The organism is Vibrio sp. 2092 (assembly GCF_033339635.1).
GTDB classification, from domain to species: domain Bacteria; phylum Pseudomonadota; class Gammaproteobacteria; order Enterobacterales; family Vibrionaceae; genus Vibrio; species Vibrio alginolyticus.
On record NZ_JAWOUY010000004.1, the window covers coordinates 355,316 to 375,456 of the forward strand.

Consider the following 20,141-nt stretch of genomic DNA (forward strand, 5'->3'; position numbering starts at 1 on the left):
AGCGGACAATATCTCATATTTGTTCTAAATAATAAGCGCCATGCGCATTACTAATATTTTTCCCCGTTTATACGCCTGATCACTCTCAGGCGTTTTTTCGTTTCATTCATTTGACACTCTCCGGACAAAGTAAACGTCAGCATTCATGTTTTGTTCATGTTCACAGCATTAATCTGAGCACATAAATTACAGAGAGGTCATGATTATGAATCGGATTATTGTAACTGCACTAGCACTGATTACCGGCTTTTTTACGTTAGTATTTAGCTTGATCATTGCGATTCCGTTGACCATCGCAGCATTAATTACCGGCAAGCGTATTGAAAATCGCGTCAAGAAAATGCAGAGAGAAATGCACGAAGAATATGAATTTAATACAGGTAAAGCAGATGCGATTGAAGGTGAATTTGAAGAGGTTCGCCGGTAAGTAAATAAGATTTAGATGAGTTTCTCTCCCCAGACCGCTCCTGAGAAACTTCTTGCTTTCACCCTGTCCTTAAAATGGCAGGGTGCTTTTTTGAAAAGCAGCCACACGGGCTGCTTTTAGTATTTCTGTCTTGCGAGCTTGTCTATACCGTTACGACCACTCTAAGAGCCAGCAGCATGAGTACTACCCCTGACAAACGATCAATCAACACTGCCTTAGAGCGAATTCTGTCAACGACTTTAGAGCTCGATAGCACTAGGGTAATAAAGGTGTACCAAAGCCCATCCACAACAAACGGCGTGGCAACAATGATCATCTGATTACTCAAATCATTACCGAGCGCGACAAACTGACTGAATAATGCGATAAAAAACAAAGCAATTTTGGGACTTAAAATCGAGATAAAAAAGCCTTCTCGCGCAGACTGGATTACCGTTGTTTCCTCACCTGACTCCAACTTCGCAGCCACACCACCTTTTGAACGCAAAGCATTAAACCCTAAATACGCAAGATATGCCGCACCCACAAGGCTAATCGTCTTGAACAGCATCGGGCTTTGCTGCAAAACAACAGCGAGCCCAATCAAGGTAATAAACGCATATATACCAATGCCAAACGCATGAGCCCAAGCCGTAGCTAATCCATTGATACGTCCACCAGCCAACGAGTGCTTAGCGACAATAGCTAAACTGGGACCTGGTGACATAGCCCCTAATAAACACACGGTAAAAAGTGATAACCAAACTGTTAGTGTCATAAGAATCTCCCCTCTTTGACGCTCACTCTATCAACGGAAGAGGTATAATTAGAAATCAAAGTTATTCATACTAATCATGACTTCAAGTCATAGCTAAACGGTGTACGTATTAGCGAATGGAATATTCAGAAATTTGCATTACTGAGCGAATCTCTTCTCGCACCCATTTATGCGCAGGATCCGTGTCGTATTTGGGGTGCCACATTAACCAATATTGATGAATAGGTGTTTCGAGTGGTAATGCTTTATGGGTTAAGTCCCAATGCTTAGCGAGGTTAACGGCAATATGTTCAGGAGCCACCATCAGGTGCTCACTTGCAACTAAGCGATTGATCGCAGCAGAGAAGAATGGAACCTTAAAGGTAACGTGGCGGGTGTGCCCTAGCTCTTTCAATGCTAAATCAGTGTAGGAATCTTTGTCTCCGCCGCCAGTCACTTTGATGTGTGAATATGAAATCAAGTCTTCAATACTGATCTGGTCCTGCTTTGCTAACGGATGAGAAGATTTCATCAAACAAACTGATGAATCCTCACCAATTTTAACGCTCGACACACTCTGTGGTTTTTCTGGATACATAGAAGACGCGATATGGATGCCCGTCTCATGAAGTTTATCAAGAAAGTTGGGTTGCCACAGTCGGTACGCCATATCTAACTGTGGCGCTTGTTCACCCAAGTGAGAGGCAATATCGGGCAATACGTATTGCGCCACGTAGTCACTAGAAGCAATAACAAGCTCACCTTGCCACTGCCGCGGCTCAAAAGGTTGGTCATCGAGTAAATGGTCAAACTCAGCCAGTAATGCATCAAGCTTTGATTTTAACGCTATTGCTCGTGGCGTTGGTATCAGTTGATTACCTTGACGAATAAGCAGTGGGTCACCACACAGATCGCGCAATTGTGCAAGCTGTCGACTGACGGCAGACTGCGTAATGTGCAAACGGTCTGCGGTCCGGCTGACATGACACTCCTCTAAAAGTACATGCAAGGATCTAAGTAGATTCAAATTAATGTTGTTTAACATATTCGCTCTGAAGGGTTTTCAACATGGCATCCATTCATGGTCACTTCACAAACAGGTTCCCAGTCGTGTTAAAGAATTCAGCTAAGACGGTATGAGTCATCAGGTTTCGAAGCTCTGGATATCGTTGAATTTGATCTCTGATTTCGTTCAAGCGAGCCATCGTAGGCACTTCGACAAAAACCATCATGTCCGTCTCACCGCTGATCGCATGACACCATTTTACGCCATCAATTTTGTATAACTCGTCCGCGTATGATTCGCAATAATACGTAGAGGTTGATTTATCGAACTTTAAGGCAAAATAGGCGCAAATCGAATCCCCACCCGAAGGCGCAATTTCAGCGTGATACCCTAGAATCACTTTGTCATGCTCTAGCTTACGAATACGGGCCGTTACCGCAGAACGAGAAAGGTTTACTTTATCCGCAATTTCAGTCACCGACAGCCGAGCGTTGTGCCTGAGCAGATCCATAATCTTATGATCAAACTTGTCCATACCGTTACCAAGCTTTCCTTATTTTTCTCATTCTATACCGATTCTAACTGCATAAGAAACCAACATTTTGTTGGAATTATTTAAAACAACCGTCATATTGACGGTTTAGTAAATCATTTTGTTATTAACATTTTGGATATGCTATTTGGCGGGCATGAGATGAGTGCTGTTATCCATTTCAACAGAAAATAGATAACACATTGAAATCAAATTCCCAACTTAAGTACTCAGCACATAAATAGCATCGCTTAAACACATAAAACGAAATAACCAGAAGCCACAAGCTTTTTCGTAATAAACCTCATAACATTGGATGAATCAATTCGCATGGAAGAGCTCAAAAAAGACATTTCACTCACATCAGGTATCGCACAGTTATCCACCACATTAATGGGAACGGGGCTGTTTATGATCCCGGCTATCGCAGCAGGTATAGCTGGCCATTTTTCACTATGGGCTTGGATTTTATTGTTCATCGCGATTTGTCCTATTGCGCTGACTTTTGCTCAACTGGGTAAACGATACCCCAACGCGGGCGGAACAGCCTTTTTTGTACGCAAAGCCTTTAACGCCAAACTGGAAAGTAGTGTCGCTTGGCTATTTGTTAGTGTCATTCCGGTAGGGGTTCCGGCCGCGATTGCACTCGCCGCAGGCTTCCTACAACAAATATTGCCAGAGCCTATTAGCAACAATCTGTTTGCACAAGTTCTCACGGTAGTACTTCTTGTGTTCGTCAACTTGATGGGCACAAAATCATCAGGTCATTTACAAACTCTTATTGCTTTGAGTGTCTTCGCACTTGTTGGCGCATTTTTATGGAAAGGCGACGTTAACAGCGCCGATCTTGTGATGCCCGCCATCACACAAGAGTCAATTTGGCCTATTACCGCAGCGTTAGGCGTGATGTTCTGGTGTTTTGTTGGCATAGAGGCTTTTGCCCACATGGGGGAAGAGTTCAAAAACCCTCAAAGAGATTTCCCTATTGCCATTGTGGTCGGTTGTTTTGTAGCAGGGGCTACCTATTGGGCATGCTCTGTCGTTATTTTAAAATTTGGCGCGTATGGTAACGCTCAATTTGATAACGCATCCATCCCCTGGCTTAGTGCCCAACTACTAGGCGATGGAGCCAAATGGATAATCAGCTTGATAGGTTTCTCCGCTTGTTTCGCGAGCGTTAACTTATACACACAGAGCCTAGCGCGAATGGTCTGGGCTCAAGCTCGGGAACATCGTCCATCTAGTCCACTAGCCAAGATTTCACGTCGTGGTGTCCCTTTCTCAGCCACCATATTAGTTGGCGGTATATTATTGATATCTTGTGTGATAGGAACCCTATCACAGCTCGATCTGGAGTTTTTCCTAAAACTCGCAAACAGTGTATTCGTTCTGGTTTACATGTTGGCGATGTTAGCCGCTTTCAAATTGCTTCGAGGATTTGGTAAAACACTTGCGGGACTGTCCCTACTGCTTTGTACCGGTGTTTTTATATGTTTAGGCTGGTCAATGTTTTATGCACTTGGCATTTTTACTCTACTTTTACTGCCTTGGAAACAGTGGCGACATAAGCGACAAACACGTGTAGTTGAATAGTCATCGCTTCCCATTTCGAAATATGTGAGCTAAACGTTGGATACCAGCGTCTATGTTCTCTAACGCGATATTGCCGTAACCAAGCACGGCACCATGCCAGTGACGTGCTTGAAAATCTGGGTGTTCATAATAGCTCAAAGGTCGCAAGATGATCCCTTCATGCTCTGCTAGTTTCGTAAAACGCAGCTCATCCATACCGTCTTGCCATTTCAACGTAATATGAAGCCCCGCCGCTTGGCTAACGACGCAAACATGGTCGCCAAAATGCTGTTGAATGGATAAATGCATCTGTTCATGCTTAGTTTTGTACAGTCGACGCATTTTTCGAATATGACGTAATAACCCACCTTCAGTAATAAAATCTGCCAATGCTTCTTGTGTATGCGTCGGCGAATCACCACTTAACGCATCCTTAACCACTAAGCATTGCTCTACTAAACGTTCAGGAACTACAAGGTAGCCAAGCCGCAATCCGTTAAACATCACTTTACTGAAGGAACCCACATACAACACACGCTCATCTCGACCCATTTGAGCCGCTAGCCCCTGTAAGCTGGTATAGGGACGATGAGCAAACTGGAATTCGCTGTCATAATCGTCTTCGATGATCCAACGTGACTGTTCGACTGCCCAGTTGATGATCTTCCCTCTTTGCTCAGTATTGAGTGTGGTGCCCATCGGATATTGATTGCTTGGGGTGATATACAGGGCATCGGCATCGCTTGTGGTCACCGCTTCCACATCAAAACCTAATGTCTCTCTTACGAACAAAGGCTCAAATTGATAGTTTTGGAACTGAATCAACTTCCGCATTTGCGCGTAACCTGGTTGCTCCATCAGAACCTTATCACCTTGTTTGAGCACTACCATCGTCGCAATCGACAACGCTTGCTGCGCCCCAGAGGTAATAATAATGCGCTCTGGAGAACAATTCACTGAACGGCTTGATGCGAGGTAGTCAGCTAAAGCACAGCGCAATGCCCAACTACCCTGAATATCTTGATTCCCCAACAAGCAAGTACGAGACATATGGCGAGTGAGTAACTTTTGCCATTGCGCCATCGGAAATGCGTCCAAATCCGGCACACCCGGTGCAAATGCGCGGTTGATATCAAAGTGAGCTTTCGGTGATGAGTCTCTCTGAACTGAACTAGGTTCAGGCAAGTACTGCTCTGGCAGTTCTACGGCAACATAAAAGCCAGAACCTTTTTGGCTGTTCAAGTACCCTTCCGCCACTAACTGTTCGTAGGCAGAAATCACGGTATTCCTACTTAGATTAAGCTCTTGTGAAAGCTTCCGCGTAGAAGGCAGCTTCCCATTCTTCACCCACAGTCCTTGAACAATTTTCTTACGAATAGCCAAAAACAACGCTTGCTGACGCGTTCCTTCACTGTCTTTTAAATGTAGGTCACCGATATCAATCAAAGACAAACTGGATCCATCCATTAGTTAAAACTGGCTCTCTTTAAGCTACCAGTTAAACGCTACATTGCAATCAAAGAATGAGGATAAATCGCTCGTAATCGTGAGCAAGCAAGGAGAGAAAATGCTATCCAACACCAATAGAACGGAAATTAAGAAAGGCGCACATAAAGCCGTCTCTGATGTTAGCAAACTGCACGCCATCATAGATGAAAGCCTAATCGCTCATATTGCGATAACCAACGAGTCAGGCCCTGTGGTCATCCCTATGCTGGCATGGCGTGTCGATGATTACGTGTATATCCATGGTGCCAACAACAGTCGACTGTTACGCTCACTCAAACAAGGAGTGCAAACGTGCTTAACCTTTACTTTGTTTGATGGTTGGGTATTGGCTCGAAGTGCGTTTCACCACAGTGCGCATTATCGCAGTGCTGTGGTCTTTGGCCAGTTTGAGGTGGTGGAAGATAACCAAGAGAAAGACAGGTTGCTGAATCACTTTATTGAACAGATCGCTCCGGGGAGAACAGAACAAATCCGTTTGAGTAATGAAAAAGAACTCAAAGCCACCATGCTGCTGCGTATTCCACTCACAGAAGCATCGGTGAAAATCAGCAATTTTGGCGTCAACGACGATGCGGAAGACATGGACATCCCTGTTTGGGCAGGTGTCCTACCCTACCAAACCGTCGTAGGTCCGCTGCAAGCTTGTGACGATTTGTATGAAGGTATCGCAGAGCCAGACTACCGCAGTGCCTACTCTAACCGTTGGCAGGAATAAGCACCGTAAAACGTGCGCCGCCTAAGTGACTCTCGCCGACAGAAAGCTCCCACCCCAGTTGCCGCGCTGCACTGGTAGCGATGGCAAGCCCTAAACCAAAGCCTTTCATGTCGGCGTTGCGGCTTTTGTCTAAGCGCGAAAATGGCATAAATACTTCTTCTCGCATCGCCTCAGGGATGCCCGGACCATCGTCCTCAATATCGATGCTCCAGCAATCCGCTACCGTTCGAATCGTCACCTCAACGCAGGATTCACCGTAACGCTTGGCGTTTTGCAGTAAATTATCGAGGACGAGGTTACCCAAAGTAGGCTGAAAGTGAATCAATCGGTTCGCGAGTTCATTTTCTGCTCTCAACATGGCGGACTCTAAGCCTAGGTAATTCATGCGGCTTTTACACCAAAGTGGCAGTTCCATGGTTTCAACAGAATCGATCCATGAGTGGTTTTTCACACTCAAGCGAGACAGCATGACGATGTCGGATGTTAAATCCGTCACGACATCAACGTATCGTTCAATATCGTCATGTAACTCTGCCTGCATTTCACCACTCGTGCGTCGAGCTAAATCCGTCGCTAGCTGAATACGACTCAGCGGAGTGCGCACTTCATGAGGAATAGCTTGAGTAAAGATGTGTGTTTGGCGCACTCGTCTCTCAATCTCTTCAGACATGCAGTTGAAGCCTTGGGCGAGCTCTTTTACGGGTTGCGAAAATTGCTTTAGATCGACTCGCGTATTCAACTCACCAGAACCAAATTGTTGTTGCGCAGCCGTTAATTGCCGAATTTGGCGGTCAAGACGTCGTACAGGTATGTAAACCATAATGCCTAAACTGCATACAACAACCAAAAGCAGAGTAAGTATAAATACAATCTCAGAATCTTCATTCCAATCAACGTGTGGGCTAAAGAAGTCCGTTTTTTCTTTGAAAACTAAACTCTTCGAAGTGTTAGGCAAAGGGAATACCGCAGCATAGGTACTGCCGTCAATAAGATAAACAGGTATCCCTTGCATTCGGTACAACAGATTACAATCTCGACAAGGCGGTGATCCGTCCCAGTTTTCAACCAATGTTAAATCAAAGATAAAGAAATCTTGCTTGCCGTTTTCGGTTAACTTCTTGTAGAGAGAATCCGGAGTGCCTCGTTGCTCAATGTATTGATCGACAAAATAAGCACCATCACTCAAAAAAACACCGACTTCTGTTTTGCGCATGTACTCTTCCCCCATAAAGAGAAACAAAGCAACAGTCAGCGCAAGGCCAGTTACTAACCCCACATATAGACGAGTAAACAGGGAAAACATGCGTCATTTACCTGTCAGCATGTAGCCGTGGTGGCGTATGGTTTTAATGGTAGCCGTATGGATATGAGCCTTAGAGAATTTCTTCCTTAGTGAGGATATACGCATATCAATCGAGCGATCAGTAATACAGTATTCAATGCCTCGGGCAAGACGGCAACATGATTCACGAGATACTGGCTTATCGACATTCAGCATCAGGAGCTCTAAAATTTCAAACTCAGAACTCGTTAAACCAATATCTTTTTGCAAATAAAATGCCTGGGAGCGACGAAGACAAAGACTAATGCCATATCGGCTCAGCTTTTCTTCTTCAACGATATCAACTTGACGACAATAGCGACGCAACGCTGCTTCAATACGGGCGAGAAGGATATTGCCTTTTATCGGTTTGGTAAGGTAATCATCAGCACCAAACTTAAATAAGCTCACCTCGCTCATTTCATCATCGCTCGCAGTCAAAACAATGATAATACCATGATAAAACTTACGCACCTCTTGGCATATTTCTGCGCCATTTTTTCCTGGTAACATCAAATCTAACAGCACTAGGTCCGGCTTGAGCCCCTTAATCGTTTCTAATGCATTTTGACCGTTATCGATGACAGTTACCGTATATCCTTCGGCTTCGAGGTACATTTTGGTTAATCGAGCAATCTCAGAGTCGTCTTCTACCAGTAAGATTGTATTACCCACCATGAATCATTTACTCCACCAATATGATGGAGGGAGTATATCGCTCGTCCTATACTGCGCAACCTACTTAAATGATAATTTTAATAAAACGCAGGCTTACATACGCTTACAAACCATACATATACGATAATCCTAATCATTCTATACCCCTAAAACCATGCAATAACCTGAGGTTTTATTCATTACCAGAATATAGCTTCACATAGAAAATAAAATTCGGAATAAAAATCCACTATATTTTTAAATGTATCGAATAATAGGTCTTACCAAAAAACAATATCAACATATATGACTTAGTTTGCTTATATAGACAGGACTTTATGTTGCTTCTAAGTTTCTTGCTCTAATAAAGTCTACGAGTAACATGAAATGAGATATTCCAAATTAACACCTTTAGCCATATTTTGCGCGATAAGTCTAACTGCTTGTGGCGGCAGTGAATCTAATCCGAAACCATCGAAAACAACACCTCCACCACCACCAATGCCAACATTGAGCACTGTCACAATCCCAACTGTCGTTTCTACAGAGTTTCCAGCCAAGTTAAAAGTGGCTGCTGATGCTGGCTTCACCCACTATGTGAAAATCTCCCTTTCCGAAGCAAACAACAACGATACATTTCACATTGTGGCTGTTGATGACGGTGCGAATAATGAAAAAATCTTTCGTGCAGCCAAAATCATCCAACACCTTCTCACAAACCAACCAGACTCTAAGTACGGTGCTGACAAGTCTCGTATCGCTAAGACATTAGCCGAGCGTGATGCCACACTAATGCTGACCGAAAACGACGAACAGAATGATGAGATGCTAACCAAAATCTTTATCAACGAACTGATTCGCCAAGGCAAATTGAACGATGCAGTTACAAGCTCGGGCTTAGCACACTCTTTTGATACGAGTTCTCTAGAAAAGTTTGTTGTAAGCATGATGGTACTTAACGAAGATGATATGGATACACTTGTCACATCTATCGCGTCAACATTAGTAACTAGTAAAGAAACACCAAACTGGCTAAGGAATAGCCAATCTTTAATGTATCGAGAACTGACAGTTGAAGGCGATTGCCATTACATGAGTAATTTTGCCGATTACTGCGCCAATCTTGGTAAAAAAGCCGAACGAGACGCCGCTTTTGAAGAAATTTTACACTTGGTCCAAGCGCAAGGTATTGCACCTAACACGGCGACTGCGGCACTGCAAAATGACATTCAAGCTCATGCGTTAAGCATCTATAACGATATTCAATCGGGCAAACCGACGGTGTGGCGCCCTACTCAGTATGACTGGGACGATTGGAAATCGGACGACTTCGATCCTGAAAGTGTGAAACAAACGGGCCCTTCATATTCTCACGAATATTTTGCTGCCGCTTTTGAAGCTTACATGGGTGTAGCAAAAGCAAACGGACATGGTTTAGATGGCTACCAAGCGTTAACGCGTGAAGAAATGCAAACCCAAGATCCACAAGCCGTTGATTGGATCAGTGGCTTATTCCACGGATACTTGCAATATACCGCGAATATCGACTCTGCGGGCGTCAAGCTCTACACAGAAAAGACAAGTCCAGGCACAGTACCTACCTTCCGTATGGCTCCCAACAAAGACGGTTTGATAGAAGCGTACACCTACAAATCTCAGTGGCTAACAAAAGTGAAGATCATTGGCGGCGACGCGATGAATGTGATCGGTAATGATCAAAACAATACTTTTGAAGGCAACAGCAAAGACAACAGCATTTATGGTGAAGGCGGTATCAACACCTATATAGTGCCACACAAACTGGCGGAATGTACTGTTATCAAAGCAAAGAGCGTTTCTGTTGAGTGCCCGAGTACAGGCACTGACGAGTTGTACGACATTCAGAACATCCAATTCACCGACCAAACCCTAGATGTAACCAAGCTATAAAAAATGAAAAACATGAAGAAACTTATTCTATTCGCTCCCTTGCTCCTTGCTGGTTGTGGTGGCCTAGCCGTCATGGATCGTACTGATGCCGTAAAAGCACAACCAGAAATGCTGATCAAAACCGACGGTGATTTTTGGGGATTCGGTGCGGATGGCCATTTTGATTTTGCTGGTAAGTACAAAGGCAAGTATTCACGCAGTGCTTCTAACTCAAGTTGGTTTAACCGTATCTCTTTCAAAGAAGGTTCAATGGGCGCAGAAGTGACTCGTATCGACAGCGGGGAAACTTGGCTTTTGAACTGCACTGGAGGCGGTATGTCGGTTAACTACATGGGCGTCGATTTTGGTGGGAATGATCCTTACACCTGTGACATTACTCAAGATGGTAAAAAAGTCGGTGAGTTTGCGATGGAGCCAAAATCCGCTCTCATCGACATCAGCTTTGAGAAAAAAGAGACAGGCGTAGTGCGTATTGGTAGCACCCACTTTAATGTAGAAACTGTACATACTAGTCCTGACGCCATGATGGCGGTAGACATTCCATTGGGTTATAGCTTTAAGGAAGGCACACAAGAAATTGCCGCTGTGCAGACGAACGGTACCATTGCGGTACAGATGCTCCCTGAACTTAGCGAACAAAAAAAGGATGTAATTGCCATCGGCGCTGTTGCAAGTGCACTAAGTTGGCGCCCTAAAAAATAGCCATTACATAAAACAACAACACGCAAAAAAACAAAGCCCTCTACTTTTTTGAGGGCTTTTATTGCTTGTACTCATAGAGATAAGTGGAGCACTACTTCTCTAATCTTCCCGTATACTGCTTGGGCGTTAATCCACGATGTTTCTTAAACATACGATTGAAGCTCGCCACATTGGTGTAACCAAGGCGCGTGGCAATGTCATCAATACTCACGCGCTTACTCAACAAACCAGCTGCAATATTACTCAATACATAGCCAGAAACCGTCGAAAAATTGAGCCCTAATTTATGCAAACGACGTTGAAACTGCTGTTCAGATAAATCAAGCAGAGAAGACACGCGCTCTAACGTTGGCAATCCATAATGGCTGCTGTAATTCACCACTTCATAAATCACTTTCAACTCATCTTCTGGGTCGGGCATATTAAGCAAATCATCCAAATCGGAAAAACTCATCGCTAGACGGTTGTCTTCTCGATGGCTCACTTGGCGAGAAGCTAGTCGGTCATCTCCCGGGATCCATATCTCTGTTTTTGGCTGACTCCATTCCACCTCGCAGCCGAAATATTCCCGGTATCGCTCAGTATTTTTTCTCGAGCCTGAAACCTTGACACGTAAAGGCTGGTAATCTTTGCCAAGAAATTCGCGTAACACCTTAATCATAAATACCGCACAGCGGATACTATCGTGCACCTTTACTGACGTTTCTATAAACGGGTTGTGGTAAGTCCATTTGATGATTTTACCCGACTGTTCGCCAGCAAAAAACGCCCCTGATTGTAGGTTGCTCACACCATAATTCACTCGCCGAATGGTACTGGCTAAATCATTGCCGGAGAATAACCAGCGTCCCACTGGCCCTAGCTTTTGCAGTTCAATACCTCGGCTGAGACTCAACACCACATCCGGGTCACAACTGGCTTGTTCAACACAACGATACCATTCCGCAACGGCTTTTAGCGGGATCAGTGTCATTGGGTTACGAAACACCGATGCTGGGATCCCTAACTCATCTGAGTCCAAATTGTATTTAGATAACGCGAGGTTATGCATGTTTAGAATGCCCATCGCGCGAATAAACCGAACCGTTTTCATAACCAATTACATCAAATTTAATCCTATAGTGATTGAATCTGTCACAAAGAAAGCCGCAAATCAAATTCAGATCACAATACGCCAACAGTTTGATAGAGGAGTGTTTAATGAGTTTACTGAGTGTCCCATTTGTCGGTACAGGCGCAGATACGGCGTTACATGTTGTCGCTGCTGTCGTTTTAATCGCGAGTGTCGCGGGCGCGTGTTACGGCTTTTGGAAAATCCATGAGTTGCCAATTAATAAGGCGCACAGCAAAGACCATCATCAGATAGGGCTCATCACTGCGCTCACCTGGATAGGGTTTGTCTGGCACTGGGTTTGGGTGCTAGCTGTGATCTTTGCATTCGTTGATATGGAAAAAGCCATCATCAATCTGCGTGATACATGGAGAAGTAAACCGCAAACAGAAACACAGCCAAAAGAGGAAGCGTAATGTTAGAAGGTTTAGCGGTATGGGCTCTCTTCATCTATCTGCTGCGTTTGGTTGGCATGCCTTGGAACAAAGCAACCAAATCGTTCGCTTATCTTGGCGGTTTGAGTTGGTTGATGTTCGTCTGGGTAGGTTTGATTAATTTCACCCCGATGGATTTATCCGGTGGTTCTGTCGTGCAGTCACCACACATCCAATTGCGTCCAGATTCAACCAATGTAAAAGGTAAAGTTGACCACATTTACATTAAGCCGAATCAGCAAGTTAAAGAGGGTCAGCTCATTTATGAACTTGACCCAACGCAATACGAAATCGCATTAAATCAAGCGAACGTATCCGCCGATTCTGCACGAGTCGCATTAGCTACGGCAAAAGGCGACATCGAGATTGAAGAAGCTAACCACGAAGCGCTAGTGCAAGATCTAGAAACATCAAAGAGCCAGTTGGAAGCGGCGAAAGTTGACTACAAATTGCAGAAAAAAATGCTAGATCGCTATGTTGAGCAAAACCGAGTAGTGCACAACACCATCACGGAAAGCGATATCGACAAACAATCGAGTGCGGTTGATATGGCACGTCACAACGTGTTGACCCTTGAGTCTCAAATCAAGAAGAAACAAGTCGATATTTCCCGTGCACAACTGGCGATTCATAAAGCGGAACTTGCAGTTGAAACTAAACAAGCCGAACTGCGCCAAGCTGAAGAGCAAATTGCAAAAGCGCAATGGGATTTGAATAGCACAAAAGTTCATGCCCCAACAGATGGCTTTGTCACCAACTTTATCCTGCGTGAAGGTCAGCGTGTATCGATGATGCCGCGTATCAACATGTACACCAACGAGAAGTACGTGCTGATGCGAGTCAACCACCAGGCGATTCGTAACATCAAACCGGGTCAGCCAGCGGAATTCTCTTCGTCCGTTTACCCAGGTAAGATCTTCTCAGCGACCGTCGAAGGCATTGTTGAAGCAACAGGTGAGTCACAAGGTAATCTACTGGGTTTCGATGATTCCGTACGTGTCACCACTGGAAAGAACTTACAGAACAAACACCACTTTGTTCGTCTTAAGATTGATGAGCCAGAAGGCTACGACATCCCTGTTGGCTCTGTTGGCCTCGCATGGGTCAGCGGTGAAAAACCGATAGGCTTCATGGCCTTCTTAGATGTGATTCGCGGGATCATCATCCGAATGAAGTCTCAACTGTACTTCTTCTACTCTATCTAAACTCGCAAACCGCCAGTTACGCTGGCGGTTTTCTTTTCATTTGTATCCAAACATATCCTTTTCCCGTATAACAATTAGTTAGTAAATAGCGGAGAAGATTCATGTCGGCAAAGGAAAGAAGCCTACCTACCCATCGCATCTCAAGATTCAGCAAGTTCGCTTCACTTGCTACCCGTGTCGCAGGCAATGTGATTACAGAAGGCACGAAGCAGATAGCCAAAGGCAACAAACCAAAAGCGAAAGACCTCTTGCTGACGCCACAGAACATCGCGCGTTTAACTGACCAACTTGCTCACCTACGTGGCGCTGCAATGAAGCTTGGTCAAATGCTGTCAATGGATGCTGGTGATGTTTTAGAACCTGAACTTGCCGATATTCTTTCCCGTCTTCGTTCCAACGCAGACCCAATGCCTGCAAAACAACTCAACGCAGTAATGGAAAGTTCGCTAGGAACGAATTGGAAAGCTGAGTTTCTGTCATTTAACTTCAAACCAATCGCCAGTGCATCAATAGGACAAGTGCACCAAGCTTACAGCGATGCGGGCGATAACCTAGCCGTCAAAGTGCAATATCCGGGCATACGGAAAAGTATCGATAGCGACGTCGATAATGTCGGTACACTGCTCAAGGTCGTTGGGTTGATTCCCGAGTCTGTCGACTACAAAGGATTGCTCGAAGAAGCGAAAAAGCAGCTACATGACGAGGCCGATTACGCACGAGAGGCACAATTTGCCATTCGTTATCATGACGCTTTGAAGGAGCACCCTCATTTTGTGGTGCCCAAGATTCATACTGAAAGTTGCTCAGACTCCGTTCTCGCGATGGAATTCATTGATGGCAGTCCGATTGAGCAAATCGAACATTATGATCAGAGTACGCGAGATTTTGTCATGCACAGCCTACTCGAATTACTGTTTCGAGAGCTGTTCGAATTTAAGATGGTACAAACCGACCCAAACTTCGCCAACTACTTATATATCGAAAACACTCGTCAAATCGGCTTGCTAGATTTCGGGGCGACCCGCGAATACAGCGAACGGTTCAGTACCGGCTATCGCCAAGCTTTTGCGTCTGTCGTGAATAATGACGAACAAGGCTTAAATGATGCGCTTGAACAAATAGGCTTCTTCAGCCAAACCATCCTTCCAGACCAGCGCCAAGCGATTCTCGATCTAGTGAAAATGGCATGTGAACCAATGTTAGTTGATGAGCCTTATGACTTTAAAGCCAGCGGCTTAGCACAAAAGCTTCGCGAAGCTGGCACTATTTTGAGCATGGAACAAGAATACTGGCATACTCCACCAGCAGATGCCCTATTTTTACACAGAAAAATCGGCGGAATGTACTTGCTGGCAGCCCGTATCGGCGCAAAAGTGAACATTCGCCAATTGGTACAGCCATATCTCACCATCAACAGCGAATAGCCTATTGTTTTTCTGTTACTTTCAAGTACCTTGAGCAAGGTTAAGATGCATAGTTGTGCATCTCAATAACATGCCATACTTCCATAAAACGAATTAACTATCGGGGTACTCGGTGAGCAAGTTTCAAGATCTCTCCACTCTAATCCAGCAAATTGGCCAAGCCGAAGAAGCGGATCAAGTCGCAACGCTCAATGAATCTATTGAAGCGGGCCTCGAGCCCGGCGCGGTTGCCCTGATTCTAGAAGCCTTTCCAATCGACGACCGTGTTCGCTTATGGCGAGCTTTACCACTAGAGCTACATATCGACGTGTTAACGGAAATGCGTGCGGACGTACGTTTCTCTATCATCAATGCGTTATCTGAAGTCGAGCTAAAGCTCACTCTCGCTAAACTCGACAACTTGTCGCTCATCGAATGGGCCGATTCGTTGCCAGAGTCGATCATCAACGAAGCACTCTCGTTGATAGAAAAAGATGAGTTGGAACTTTACGATCAAGCAAACGAGTATGCTGATGAAGAACTCGGCCACTGGGCTGAACGTAAGATCATCACTCTGCCCTTCAACATTACGATTGGGACAGCTAAGCAGTTAATGGAGCGCTATAGCTACGACACGCCTCAACAGGTGTATCTGATTAATCGTAATAAACAGTATCGTGGAACGGTCAACTACTTCGATATCTTGCGTGGTGACCCCGATACTCGCTTAAAAACACTCGTTATTGAGGCTGTGACGGTGCTAGACAGTAAAATGATGCTTCCTGAAGCGGTAGAGGCATTAGAACACAGCACACTGCCCGCTCTCCCTGTAACTGATGCAGACCAAACACTGATCGGTGAAGTCGATTGGCAGTTTGCATTGAGTACACAGCGTGAAATCTACGAAGCACGTTTGATGGCCGGTACAGGTATGGATGAAGGCGATGACTTGTTTGCACCAGTATTAAAAAGCTCGCAAAAGCGCGGGGTTTGGTTAGGCATCAATTTGCTTACTGCTATTTTGGCGTCTGTCACTATCGGACTGTTTGAAGATGTAATTGCTCAGGTAGTGGCTTTGGCGGTGCTCATGCCAATTGTTGCATCCATGGGGGGCATTGCTGGCAGCCAAACGCTCACTCTAATGATTCGTGCGATGGCGCTTAATCAGATCACCCCAGGTAACCGCTTCAAGCTTTTGAAAAATGAGTTGGGTATTGGCTCTCTGAACGGCATTGCTTGGGCGTTAATCATCGGCGGGCTCGCCGGATTGTGGTTTCAATCTCCGGTTCTTGGGGGAACCATCGCGCTGGCCATTATCGTCAATATTATTACCGCAGCTTTATTTGGTGTGCTGATTCCCATTATTCTGGATAAGTTTAAATTGGACCCCGCTTTGGCTGGCTCGGTGATTCTAACAACAGTGACAGATGTCGTTGGTTTTTTCGCCTTTTTAGGAACGGCGAGTTTAGTCATGCTTTAAAAGGTTCATTGTTTATTAATCAATCATTAGCATAATAGAGTCAAATTGCATAACGCAGTTGCAAATTGCAAACATACTCAAACTTTAAGCAACGCATGTCACAGAAACTACGTATTTTAGGGCATATTAAAGTTGGCACAGTAACTGCATTATATAAATCGACCCTTCTTAAGCCGAGGGTCACCTAGCCAACTGACGTTGTTAGTGAACTTGATTTTGTTCACATGTATATAAGCCAATCGCACTCTTTGCGGTTGGCTATTTTTTTATGTGGCTATTGCCCTCTTATCCTCTGACCGAGCTCGGTTGTACTTTTCTTACCCACAACAGATTGTTTACTGTTTATAAAATTCAAATATTCGCCCACTAAACCATTAGAAATGCCAGCTTCAACAAAAATAAATCACCTACATAAAATAAAACCAAGAAAACACACCCAAGAAAAGAACAAATAACGTCCAAACCAAAAACCTCATCATGAAATCGTTTTCTTTTCATAGAAATCGACTGAACAATCCAGAGGTATAGATAAATTTAATCCATAAAAACAAATAGCAATTCAAAACATTAATTTCACATAGAAAACCTGTCTATAAATCATAGAAAATACGTAAAAACAAACTTTCCACTTTTAGAATTTAAAAATCAAACTATTGTTATTAAAAGAAAAAACACACATAAAAAACCAAGCAAACGTTTAAATTTCAATTTTATCATTGACTATTAAATTTACATCACGATAATACGCGCCGTTTGCCTGAAAATCAGGTGCTATAATTTAATATTTCAATGTGCGGAGGCAATAATGGCTGGAGACAATAACTACAGTCTTGGACCAGTTCCCAACACGGCCAGAAAAGGCGTGGCGTCACTAACCATGGTGATGTTAGGACTCACTTTTTTCTCCGCAAGTATGTGGACAGGGGGTTCTCTCGGTACTGGGCTCTCCTTTAATGATTTTTTCCTCGCTGTTCTCATCGGTAACCTAATCCTCGGTATTTACACTTCTTTCCTCGGTTACATCGGCGCTTCTACTGGTCTCTCTACCCACCTTCTTGCTCGTTTCTCTTTTGGTTCTAAAGGCTCTTGGCTTCCTTCCGCTCTTCTTGGCGGTACTCAAGTTGGGTGGTTTGGAGTTGGTGTCGCGATGTTTGCGATTCCGGTGCATAAAGCAACGGGCATCGATACCAATACTTTGATCCTTGTCTCCGGTTTGCTCATGACCGCGACCGTTTACTTTGGCATCTCCGCACTGATGGTGTTGTCAGCAATTGCCGTTCCTGCCATTGCGCTACTTGGCGGCTACTCTGTCATCGAGGCAGTAAATAGCGTTGGTGGTATTGGCGAACTACAACAAGTTCAACCAACCGAGCCACTCGATTTTTCAATAGCTCTCGCGATGGTTGTCGGCTCTTTTGTCAGTGCTGGTACATTAACGGCGGATTTCGTACGCTTTGGTAAAAAGCCGCGCAGCGCCGTGATGATCACCATGGTGGCATTTTTCATCGGTAACTCGTTAATGTTTATCTTTGGCGCGGCAGGTGCGTCGGTGACGGGTCAATCAGACATCTCTGAAGTGATGATCGCGCAAGGTCTTCTTATTCCAGCTATCATCGTTCTTGGCTTGAACATCTGGACCACCAACGACAACGCGCTCTACGCATCGGGTCTTGGATTTTCCAACATCACAGGCTTACCAAGTAAATACATCTCAATGGCGAACGGTCTTGTTGGCACACTTTGCGCTCTCTGGCTCTACAATAACTTTGTTGGCTGGCTGACCTTCTTATCTTTGGCAATTCCACCGATTGGCGGTGTGATCATCGCTGACTTCTTCACGAACCGTAAACGCTACGCAAACTTTGAAGCCGCCCAATTCCAAAACGTTAACTGGGCTGGCATTATCGCTGTCGTGATTGGCGTTGGTGCGGGACACTTCCTGCCTGGCGTAGTGCCGATTAACGCTGTACTTGGCGGCGCAATTAGCTTCCTGATTCTTAATCCTGTTCTCAACAAAAAAGCACTGGCTACACAGCCAGCGTAAGGAACCATCATGACAACACTACTGATCAAAAACGTAACGCTAAAAGGACAAAAAGGTCTGCAGCAAATTTTGATTGAAGATGGTCAATTCAAGCGCATTGAAAGCAACGATGTGGAGCTTAGTCATAACGGTGACATCATCGATGCTGAAGGCGGTATGGCGGTTGCGCCTTTCTGCGAGCCACACATTCACTTAGATACAACTCAAACCGCAGGTGAGCCAAGCTGGAACATCTCTGGCACATTGTTTGAGGGTATTGAACGTTGGGCTGAGCGCAAAGAAATGCTGTCGATTGAAGACGTGAAAGCGCGCGCAAAACAAACCTTAAAATGGCAGATAGCAAACGGCGTACAACACATTCGTACCCACGTCGATGTTTCAGACCCTACCCTAATTGCCCTAAAAGCGATGGTAGAAGTGCGTGAAGAGATGAAAGAATGGGTAGATATCCAAATCGTCGCCTTCCCGCAGGAAGGAATTCTCTCTTACCCAAATGGCAAAGAGCTGCTAGAAGAAGCCGTCAAATTAGGTGCGGACGTGATTGGCGCGATTCCACACTTTGAATTCACACGCGAATATGGCATTGAATCGCTGCACTACGTATTCGAGTTAGCGAAAAAATACGACCGCCTGATCGACGTGCATTGTGATGAAATCGATGACGAACAATCTCGGTTCGTTGAAACACTGGCAGCATTAGCGCACAAGTTTGATATGGGGAATAAAGTCACGGCCAGTCACACCACAGCGATGGGTTCCTACAACGGTGCATACGCATCTCGCCTGTTCCGTTTATTACGCATGTCCGGTATCAACTTCGTGGCAAATCCATTGGTGAACATTCACTTACAAGGACGTTTTGATGATTACCCAAAACGTCGCGGCGTAACACGAGTGAAAGAGATGCTGAATGCCAACATCAACGTCTGCTTTGGACACGATGATGTATTTGACCCTTGGTACCCACTAGGCACTGCAAACATGCTGCAAGTACTGCATATGGGTCTGCACGTGTGTCAGGTGATGGGTTACGACCAAATCAACAACTCACTGGATCTGATCAGCAACAATTCAGCACGTACACTGAACATTCAAGACAAGCACGGCATTGAAGAAGGCAAACCAGGTAGTTTACTGATTCTTCCCGCAGAAAATGGTTTTGACGCAGTACGTCGCCAAGTGCCGGTTCGTTACTCTGTTCGTCACGGTAAAGTGATTGCAGAAACACAGCCTGCGACAACTCATATTCATCTTGAACAAGCAGAGCAAGTAACGTTCAAACGCTAAAAAGATCGGCGAAACGAAAAAGGCCTGACGACATCGTCAGGCCTTTTTTCTACTGGTAAACATCACTGCTC

At 44.8% G+C, this 20,141-nt stretch carries 18 protein-coding genes; 11 read left to right on the top strand and 7 right to left on the bottom strand.

The genetic code is table 11. From position 1 onward, the window contains the following. The first annotated feature begins 205 nt into the window (after nucleotides 1–205). Complete coding sequence (locus tag R7P80_RS10180) at nucleotides 206–427, top strand: hypothetical protein (RefSeq protein ID WP_021035939.1); 222 nt, start codon at nucleotides 206–208, stop codon at nucleotides 425–427. 142 nt (nucleotides 428–569) lie between these two features. Here the strand turns inward: R7P80_RS10180 and R7P80_RS10185 are convergent, their stop codons facing one another. The 3 genes from R7P80_RS10185 to R7P80_RS10195 all read right to left on the bottom strand — a co-directional run bounded on the left by R7P80_RS10185 (nucleotide 570) and on the right by R7P80_RS10195 (nucleotide 2,704). Continuing rightward, on the bottom strand, nucleotides 570–1,184 hold the full coding sequence (locus R7P80_RS10185; RefSeq protein WP_005373611.1) for a LysE family translocator: 615 nt from the start codon (nucleotides 1,182–1,184) through the stop codon (nucleotides 570–572). Between the two features lie 109 nt (nucleotides 1,185–1,293). Further along, entirely contained in the window at nucleotides 1,294–2,208 is a 915-nt protein-coding gene (locus R7P80_RS10190; protein WP_017819875.1) for a LysR family transcriptional regulator, read from the bottom strand. Nucleotides 2,209–2,248: 40 nt separating this feature from the next. After that, complete coding sequence (locus R7P80_RS10195) at nucleotides 2,249–2,704, bottom strand: Lrp/AsnC family transcriptional regulator (RefSeq protein WP_225491547.1); 456 nt, start codon at nucleotides 2,702–2,704, stop codon at nucleotides 2,249–2,251. Between the two features lie 327 nt (nucleotides 2,705–3,031). Between R7P80_RS10195 and yjeH the strand changes: the two genes are divergently transcribed. Next, nucleotides 3,032–4,294, top strand: coding sequence for an L-methionine/branched-chain amino acid transporter (gene yjeH / locus R7P80_RS10200; RefSeq protein ID WP_017635168.1), 1,263 nt, complete (start codon nucleotides 3,032–3,034; stop codon nucleotides 4,292–4,294). Here yjeH and R7P80_RS10205 read toward each other — a convergent pair whose 3' ends face one another. Continuing rightward, entirely contained in the window at nucleotides 4,295–5,740 is a 1,446-nt protein-coding gene (locus tag R7P80_RS10205; RefSeq protein WP_225491546.1) for a PLP-dependent aminotransferase family protein, read from the bottom strand. It lies immediately after the preceding gene. Between the two features lie 100 nt (nucleotides 5,741–5,840). Between R7P80_RS10205 and R7P80_RS10210 the strand changes: the two genes are divergently transcribed. Beyond that, on the top strand, nucleotides 5,841–6,497 hold the full coding sequence (locus R7P80_RS10210) for a pyridoxamine 5'-phosphate oxidase family protein (protein ID WP_064369367.1): 657 nt from the start codon (nucleotides 5,841–5,843) through the stop codon (nucleotides 6,495–6,497). On the opposite strand, the gene R7P80_RS10215 is transcribed toward R7P80_RS10210, so the two are convergent. Both R7P80_RS10215 and R7P80_RS10220 read right to left on the bottom strand, forming a co-directional pair. Continuing rightward, nucleotides 6,478–7,800 carry an ATP-binding protein gene (locus R7P80_RS10215; protein WP_182039584.1) on the bottom strand — a complete coding sequence of 441 codons (1,323 nt, stop codon included), beginning with the start codon at nucleotides 7,798–7,800 and terminating at the stop codon, nucleotides 6,478–6,480. The genes R7P80_RS10210 and R7P80_RS10215 overlap by 20 nt on opposite strands. A gap of 3 nt (nucleotides 7,801–7,803) precedes the next feature. Then, nucleotides 7,804–8,496: a response regulator transcription factor gene (locus tag R7P80_RS10220; protein ID WP_225491545.1), complete on the bottom strand. Its 693-nt coding sequence runs from the start codon at nucleotides 8,494–8,496 to the stop codon at nucleotides 7,804–7,806. Nucleotides 8,497–8,862: 366 nt separating this feature from the next. On the opposite strand from R7P80_RS10220, the gene R7P80_RS10225 reads away from it, so the two are divergent. Further along, entirely contained in the window at nucleotides 8,863–10,404 is a 1,542-nt protein-coding gene (locus R7P80_RS10225; protein WP_064369369.1) for a hypothetical protein, read from the top strand. Nucleotides 10,405–10,416: 12 nt separating this feature from the next. Next, nucleotides 10,417–11,106, top strand: coding sequence for a hypothetical protein (locus R7P80_RS10230; RefSeq protein WP_031778833.1), 690 nt, complete (start codon nucleotides 10,417–10,419; stop codon nucleotides 11,104–11,106). A gap of 91 nt (nucleotides 11,107–11,197) precedes the next feature. Here R7P80_RS10230 and R7P80_RS10235 read toward each other — a convergent pair whose 3' ends face one another. Beyond that, nucleotides 11,198–12,199, bottom strand: coding sequence for an AraC family transcriptional regulator (locus R7P80_RS10235; protein WP_225491544.1), 1,002 nt, complete (start codon nucleotides 12,197–12,199; stop codon nucleotides 11,198–11,200). Between the two features lie 107 nt (nucleotides 12,200–12,306). Here R7P80_RS10235 and R7P80_RS10240 point away from each other — a divergent pair, with 107 nt between their 5' ends. The 6 genes from R7P80_RS10240 (at nucleotide 12,307) to R7P80_RS10265 (ending at nucleotide 20,070) form a co-directional block, all read left to right on the top strand. Next, nucleotides 12,307–12,633, top strand: coding sequence for an MFS transporter (locus R7P80_RS10240; protein WP_046875867.1), 327 nt, complete (start codon nucleotides 12,307–12,309; stop codon nucleotides 12,631–12,633). Next, nucleotides 12,633–13,856 carry an HlyD family secretion protein gene (locus R7P80_RS10245; RefSeq protein ID WP_054729669.1) on the top strand — a complete coding sequence of 408 codons (1,224 nt, stop codon included), beginning with the start codon at nucleotides 12,633–12,635 and terminating at the stop codon, nucleotides 13,854–13,856. The genes R7P80_RS10240 and R7P80_RS10245 overlap by 1 nt, the downstream gene beginning before the upstream one ends. 101 nt (nucleotides 13,857–13,957) lie before the next feature. Next, nucleotides 13,958–15,280 carry an ABC1 kinase family protein gene (locus R7P80_RS10250; RefSeq protein ID WP_225455317.1) on the top strand — a complete coding sequence of 441 codons (1,323 nt, stop codon included), beginning with the start codon at nucleotides 13,958–13,960 and terminating at the stop codon, nucleotides 15,278–15,280. 112 nt (nucleotides 15,281–15,392) lie between these two features. Beyond that, nucleotides 15,393–16,739, top strand: coding sequence for a magnesium transporter (locus tag R7P80_RS10255; RefSeq protein ID WP_005373641.1), 1,347 nt, complete (start codon nucleotides 15,393–15,395; stop codon nucleotides 16,737–16,739). An 805-nt stretch (nucleotides 16,740–17,544) separates the two neighbouring features. Further along, a complete protein-coding gene (gene codB / locus R7P80_RS10260; protein ID WP_104980495.1) occupies nucleotides 17,545–18,783 on the top strand; it encodes a cytosine permease in 1,239 nt (412 codons plus the stop codon). A gap of 9 nt (nucleotides 18,784–18,792) precedes the next feature. After that, entirely contained in the window at nucleotides 18,793–20,070 is a 1,278-nt protein-coding gene (locus R7P80_RS10265) for a cytosine deaminase (protein WP_225491543.1), read from the top strand. Nucleotides 20,071–20,141 lie beyond the last annotated feature (71 nt).

Coding starts and splice junctions, on each gene's coding strand:
- R7P80_RS10210 (WP_064369367.1), top strand. CDS start 5,841: ATGCTATCCAACACCAATAGAACGGAAATTAAGAAAGGCGCACATAAA.
- R7P80_RS10205 (WP_225491546.1), bottom strand. CDS start 5,740: ATGGATGGATCCAGTTTGTCTTTGATTGATATCGGTGACCTACATTTA.
- R7P80_RS10230 (WP_031778833.1), top strand. CDS start 10,417: ATGAAGAAACTTATTCTATTCGCTCCCTTGCTCCTTGCTGGTTGTGGT.
- R7P80_RS10195 (WP_225491547.1), bottom strand. CDS start 2,704: ATGGACAAGTTTGATCATAAGATTATGGATCTGCTCAGGCACAACGCT.
- R7P80_RS10245 (WP_054729669.1), top strand. CDS start 12,633: ATGTTAGAAGGTTTAGCGGTATGGGCTCTCTTCATCTATCTGCTGCGT.
- R7P80_RS10250 (WP_225455317.1), top strand. CDS start 13,958: ATGTCGGCAAAGGAAAGAAGCCTACCTACCCATCGCATCTCAAGATTC.
- R7P80_RS10185 (WP_005373611.1), bottom strand. CDS start 1,184: ATGACACTAACAGTTTGGTTATCACTTTTTACCGTGTGTTTATTAGGG.
- R7P80_RS10190 (WP_017819875.1), bottom strand. CDS start 2,208: ATGTTAAACAACATTAATTTGAATCTACTTAGATCCTTGCATGTACTT.
- R7P80_RS10240 (WP_046875867.1), top strand. CDS start 12,307: ATGAGTTTACTGAGTGTCCCATTTGTCGGTACAGGCGCAGATACGGCG.
- codB (WP_104980495.1), top strand. CDS start 17,545: ATGGCTGGAGACAATAACTACAGTCTTGGACCAGTTCCCAACACGGCC.
- R7P80_RS10180 (WP_021035939.1), top strand. CDS start 206: ATGAATCGGATTATTGTAACTGCACTAGCACTGATTACCGGCTTTTTT.
- R7P80_RS10215 (WP_182039584.1), bottom strand. CDS start 7,800: ATGTTTTCCCTGTTTACTCGTCTATATGTGGGGTTAGTAACTGGCCTT.
- R7P80_RS10235 (WP_225491544.1), bottom strand. CDS start 12,199: ATGAAAACGGTTCGGTTTATTCGCGCGATGGGCATTCTAAACATGCAT.
- R7P80_RS10220 (WP_225491545.1), bottom strand. CDS start 8,496: ATGGTGGGTAATACAATCTTACTGGTAGAAGACGACTCTGAGATTGCT.
- R7P80_RS10225 (WP_064369369.1), top strand. CDS start 8,863: ATGAGATATTCCAAATTAACACCTTTAGCCATATTTTGCGCGATAAGT.
- R7P80_RS10265 (WP_225491543.1), top strand. CDS start 18,793: ATGACAACACTACTGATCAAAAACGTAACGCTAAAAGGACAAAAAGGT.
- yjeH (WP_017635168.1), top strand. CDS start 3,032: ATGGAAGAGCTCAAAAAAGACATTTCACTCACATCAGGTATCGCACAG.